Raw genomic sequence first — 5260 nt, forward strand, 5'->3', positions numbered from 1 at the left:
CCCGTATCGTGGTCCCACCCGCTCACCCGCCGGCGCGGCCCCGCCGGCACTCCACCCACCCGCACCGCCCAGCGAAGTCCCCGCCGCTCCACCGCCGCAGCGGCCCGCAGCACACCGCACCCTGCACGAGGAGCACGCACGACCATGGCCGAGCACGACGAGCACCCCGCCTACCCCGTCGGACTGCGCCTCAACGGGCGCCGCGTCGTCGTCATCGGCGGCGGCCAGGTCGCGCAGCGCAGGCTGCCCGCCCTGGTCGCGGCCGGCGCGGACATCACCCTCGTCTCCCCGTCCGCGACCGCCTCCGTCGAGGCGATGGCCGACACCGGTGAGATCCGGTGGGAACGCCGCCGGTACCAGGAGGGGGACCTCGCCGACACCTGGTACGCCCTCGTCGCCTCGTCGGACCCCGCGGCCAACGACGCCGCGTCCGCCGAGGCGGAGCGCACCCGCACCTGGTGCGTCCGCAGTGACGACGCCGAGGCGGCGACCGCCTGGACCCCGGCCACCGGCCGCAGCGAGGGCATCACCGTCGCCGTCCTCACCACCACCTCCGAGGGCCGCGACCCCCGGCACTCCGCCGCGGTCCGCGACGCCATCGTGGAGGGCCTGCGCGACGGGACCCTCGCCGCCCCGCACCACCGCACCCGTGCCCCCGGCGTGGCCCTGGTGGGCGGCGGCCCCGGCGACCCCGACCTGATCACCGTCCGCGGCCGCCGCCTCCTCGCGGAGGCCGACGTGGTCATCGCGGACCGGCTCGGCCCCCGCGACCTGCTCGACGAACTGCCGCCGCACGTCGAGGTGATCGACGCGGCGAAGATCCCCTACGGCCGCTACATGGCCCAGGAGGCCATCAACCAGGCGCTGATCGACCACGCCAAGGCAGGCAAGTCCGTCGTGCGGCTCAAGGGCGGTGACCCGTTCGTCTTCGGGCGGGGGATGGAGGAGGCGCAGGCGCTGGCCGCCGAGGGCATCGCATGCACGGTCGTCCCCGGCATCTCCAGCTCGATCTCCGTGCCCGGCGCGGCCGGGATCCCCGTGACCCACCGGGGCGTCGCCCACGAGTTCACCGTGGTCAGCGGGCACGTCGCCCCCGACGACCCGCGTTCGCTGGTCGACTGGGCCGCGCTCGCCCAACTGCGGGGCACCCTCGTCCTGCTGATGGCCGTCGACAAGATCGGCGCCATCGCCCGTGCGCTCATCGCCCACGGGAAGTCCCCGCAGACCCCCGTGGCGCTGGTCCAGGAGGGAACCACGGCCGCGCAGCGCAGGGTGGACGCGACGCTCGCGACCGTGGGGGAGCGGGTGCTCGCCGAAGAGGTGCGCCCGCCGGCCGTCATCGTCATCGGCGAGGTCGTCGCCGTCGGCGAAGAGGCTCCCCGGCCCTCCACCCACTGAACGGCACACCCGTACCACGTGCCCGGCGGCCCGGCTCCGGCCGGGAGCCGGCCCCCACCCCCGACAAGGCGGCGTCACCCGTGGCTGAACCCATCACCGTCACCGACCCGGACGACCCCCGCCTCGGCGACTACACCGGCCTGACCGACGTCGAGCTCCGGCGCCGGCGGGAACCCGCCGAGGGCCTCTTCATCGCCGAGGGCGAGAAGGTGATCAGACGCGCTCTCGGCGCCGGGTACACCATGCGTTCCATGATGCTCTCCGCCAAGTGGGTCGACGTCATGCGCGACGTGATCGACGAGGCCACCGCCCCGGTCTACGCGGTCGCACCCGAACTCGCCGAACGCGTCACCGGCTACCACGTGCACCGCGGCGCCCTCGCCTCCATGCGGCGCGCGCCCCTGGCCGCCGTCGGCGACCTGCTGGCCCCGGAATCCGGCGGGATCCACCGGGTGGCGGTCTTCGAGGACATCGTCGACCACGCCAACCTGGGCGCCGCCTTCCGCAACGCGGCCGCACTCGGCGTCGACGCCGTCCTGCTCACCCCGCGCTGCGCCGACCCCCTGTACCGCAGGGCGGTCAAGGTCTCCATGGGGTCCGTCTTCCACGTCCCGTGGACCCGGCTGGAGACGTGGCCCGCCGGCCTCGGCCTGCTGAGCGCGGCGGGCTTCACGACCGCCGCGCTCTGCCTCGGCGAGCAGTCGATCACCCTGGACGAGCTCGTGGCACGCGGCCACGAGAAGCTGGCCCTCGTCTTCGGCACCGAGGGCGACGGGCTCACGCCGCAGGCGCTCGACGCGGCCGACTGCCACGTCCGCATCCCCATGGACGCCGGCGTGGACTCGCTCAACGTCGCCGCGGCCTCCGCCGTCGCCTTCTACGCGACGCGGGTCCGGCACCCCTGACGGAGGGCCGGCGCGTGACCCGGCCGGACCGGGGCCCGGGCGGGCGGCGTCAGCGGGGTCCGGGCCCGGCCGGCTGCCCCACGGCCCGGTCCTGGCTCTGCGGGGGCGTCCCGCCCAGTCCGCGTGCCGGGCCCTGGCAGCCCTGGGCCGCCGCGATGCCCAGCGCCACGAGCAGCGTCACCACGACGAAGACGACGAGCCGCTGACGCAGCAGCCGCGGATTGGCCGGGCGGCGCTTGCCGTTCTTCCCCGCCGGCGTCGTCCGGGCCCCGGAGCGGGTACCCGGACGGCCGTTCGTGCCCGGCGCCCCGTTCGTTCCGTGCGGGCGCTTCCCGGAGGGTGCGGCGCCCCGTGCGGCCTGGGGGCGTGAGCCGCCGGTACGGGCGGGAGCCGGGCGCGCCGACGACGGGCGCCGCGCCGGGGGACGGGTCTCGGGGCCGGGGCCGGGCGCACGCCGGGTGTGCTGATCGGTGTACGGACCCTGCAGAGGGCCGGTAGGGCGGTCCAGCTCCTGCTCGCGGCGCCGGTCGGGCGGCCTGCGCTCCTGCACGCCGTGCGCCTCGCGTGCGGCGATCTCCTTGAGCCGCATGGACAGCTGCAGGGTGCTCGGCCGCTCCTCCGGGTCCTTGGCCAGGCAGGCACGCACCAGGGGGGCGAGGGCGTCGTGCACCTCGAACAGATGCGGCTCCTCGTGCACCACGCGGTAGAGCATCACCTCGGAACTGCCGTGCCCGAAGGGGGAGTCGGCCGTCGCCGCGTACGCCAGCGTGGCACCCAGCGAGAACACGTCCGTGGCCGGTGTCACCGCCGCCCCGCGCACCTGCTCCGGCGCGAGGAAACCCGGCGACCCGACGGCCGTACCGACGTGCGTGAGCGTGCTGGCCCCCGTCGCCCAGGCGATACCGAAGTCGATGATCCGGGGACCCTTGGGGGAGAGGAGGATGTTCGACGGCTTGAGGTCGCGGTGCACCACACCGGCCTCGTGCACCGCGACCAGCCCTTCGGACAGAGCCGCCCCGATCGACGCCACCTCGGCGGCCGACAGCGGCCCCTCCTCGGCGACCTTGTCGTGGAGCGAGGGCCCCGGCACGTACTGCGTCGCGAACCACGGGCGGTCCGCCTCCAGATCGGCGGCCACCAGGCGCGCCGTGCAGCCGCCGCGGATCCTCCGGGCGGCGGACACCTCCCGGGCGAAACGCGAACGGAACTCCTGGTCCTCCGCGAGGTCCGGCCGGATCACCTTGAGCGCCACCCGCTGGCCGCGGCGGTCGGACCCCAGGTAGACGACGCCCATGCCGCCCGCACCGAGGCGCCGGTGGAGCCTGAACGAGCCGACGACACGCGGGTCCTCGCGCCGGAGCCGCATCATCGCCATCGTCTGCCCATCCCCGCTGCCTGGTCCGCCGTCCGCCTGACGAGGCACAGCTTACGTACCCGTGGCGCGGCGCGCTCAGAGGCCGCGCCCTCGCCGGTTCATCGATTGCCCGTGCCCGGGCGGTGAACTGAGGAGCGGTCAGGGAGCCGCGGATCCGGCCGGCCCGGTCCGTACGCGATCCCAAAGGTCCGCCGCAGCAGGGGTATTGGATCGGTGGAGGCCGATCGTGCGAAAACGGTCCCGGACACCGGAGGCACGCCGGGTACGTACGGGGCGGTGGTCTTCCGGGCCGGCCGCAGGGCGGGGGCAGCGGCCCGCGGAGGAGGGCCCGACGTGAGTGAAGTCACCCTCGCCGGTGGCCGGGACGGCATCGGCGGCGCCCCCGGCCGGACCGGCGCCCGCACCGTCCGCCTCGTCACGGCCGTGGCGCCCCTCCCGACTACCGGCGTACGGGGGCATGCCCCCGTACGCCCCCTCGGGGATGACCCGGGGGTCCGGCGCCCGATCTCCACCCAGGGGAGTACGCCGCACGGGGCGGGCTCATCCTCCCGGAGGCCCGGCAATGGGTACGCGGGCATGACGCCGGACGGCTCCCGTCTCCCTAGTGTTGAGGTCAAGCGGCGGGTGCGGAACTCGTCCCCCGAGCCCGGACGCCCGCCGCCCCTGAACAGGCCAGGAGAGGAACCATGACGGACACGGCAGCGCGGACCATGCTCCGCACGCAGGGACGCGAGGCGCACGCCTCGTTCGGCGTCCGCCCGTCCGGACGCCGCCACCCACTGGTGGCGACGGCGATGGTTCTCCCCCTGGCGGCCCTGCTCGTGGTCGCCTTCGGCGGCTGGGAGGCAGTGGTCACACAGGCGTCGTCCGTGGGCGTGGTGCTGGGGCGCTGAGCGGCGCCCCGGGGTCCGGAAGAGCGGTCCGGACCGGCATCCGGCCAACAGCCCCGTGGGGACGGGGGTGCGGCGGACGGCAGCGTTTGTCCGGCCAGCTGGGGAGCTGGCCGGACATCGCGCTGTCCGGGGCCTTCGCGGTGACGCCGTAGGCTCGGCGCCGGACCGACCACCGCTCAGGGAGCACCACCGATGACCACCTCCGCCGTACGCGTCCTGGGCGACCTCGCGCACGCCGGGGCCCACCCCCGCGCGGCCGGGTGCGACTGCGGGGCGCCGCGGGTGCTCGCGGACCGGCCCGACGGCACGGTGGTGCGCAGCGGCCCGGTGGTCGCCAAGGCCCACGCCCCGGACGCGGACACCGGGGCCCTGGCGGCCAGACTGGCCCTGGCCGCCTCACCGCACCTGGCGGGCATCCTCCTGCCCCCGGCCGGCGGCGGATCCCCGGGGGAGCCGGCGCCGGCCACGGCGGGCTCCGTCACCGCGCCGGGAGAATCCCCTCTCCGCACACCCGACGGCCGCGTCGTGAGCCTCTGGCCGTTCGGTGAACCGGTCGACCCCTCGGACCCGGACGCCGCCCCCTGGGAGGAGGCGGCCGCGCTCCTGGCCGCGCTGCACCGCACCCCGCCGCCCCACCCGCTCCCGCCGATGCGCGGCCCGGCCAAGGCGGCTCTCGCCGTCGAGCGGAT

The 5260-nt window shown here is 76.0% G+C and carries 4 protein-coding genes and 1 pseudogene; 4 read left to right on the forward strand and 1 reads right to left on the reverse strand.

Annotated elements, in window-relative coordinates:
* Positions 1 to 144 precede the first annotated feature (144 nt).
* Complete coding sequence (cobA, locus tag ABZ371_RS28455) at positions 145 to 1398, forward strand: uroporphyrinogen-III C-methyltransferase (protein WP_358684821.1); 1254 nt, start codon at positions 145 to 147, stop codon at positions 1396 to 1398.
* A gap of 80 nt (positions 1399 to 1478) precedes the next feature.
* Positions 1479 to 2303, forward strand: a complete 825-nt coding sequence (locus ABZ371_RS28460; protein WP_358684824.1) for an RNA methyltransferase — start codon at positions 1479 to 1481, stop codon at positions 2301 to 2303.
* A 49-nt stretch (positions 2304 to 2352) separates the two neighbouring features.
* Here ABZ371_RS28460 and ABZ371_RS28465 read toward each other — a convergent pair whose 3' ends face one another.
* Positions 2353 to 3678: a protein kinase gene (locus ABZ371_RS28465; protein WP_358684827.1), complete on the reverse strand. Its 1326-nt coding sequence runs from the start codon at positions 3676 to 3678 to the stop codon at positions 2353 to 2355.
* 686 nt (positions 3679 to 4364) lie between these two features.
* Here ABZ371_RS28465 and ABZ371_RS28470 point away from each other — a divergent pair.
* Together ABZ371_RS28470 and ABZ371_RS28475 are read left to right on the forward strand one after the other, a co-directional pair.
* The gene (locus tag ABZ371_RS28470; RefSeq protein WP_358684830.1) at positions 4365 to 4571 is read left to right on the forward strand and encodes a hypothetical protein; all 207 of its coding nucleotides are present in this window, start codon (positions 4365 to 4367) and stop codon (positions 4569 to 4571) included.
* 192 nt (positions 4572 to 4763) lie between these two features.
* Positions 4764 to 5260: pseudogene (locus ABZ371_RS28475) on the forward strand (aminoglycoside phosphotransferase family protein); the annotation flags it as partial.

It is taken from the genome of Streptomyces sp. NPDC005899 (genome assembly GCF_040629645.1).
Classification (GTDB): Bacteria; Actinomycetota; Actinomycetes; order Streptomycetales; family Streptomycetaceae; genus Streptomyces.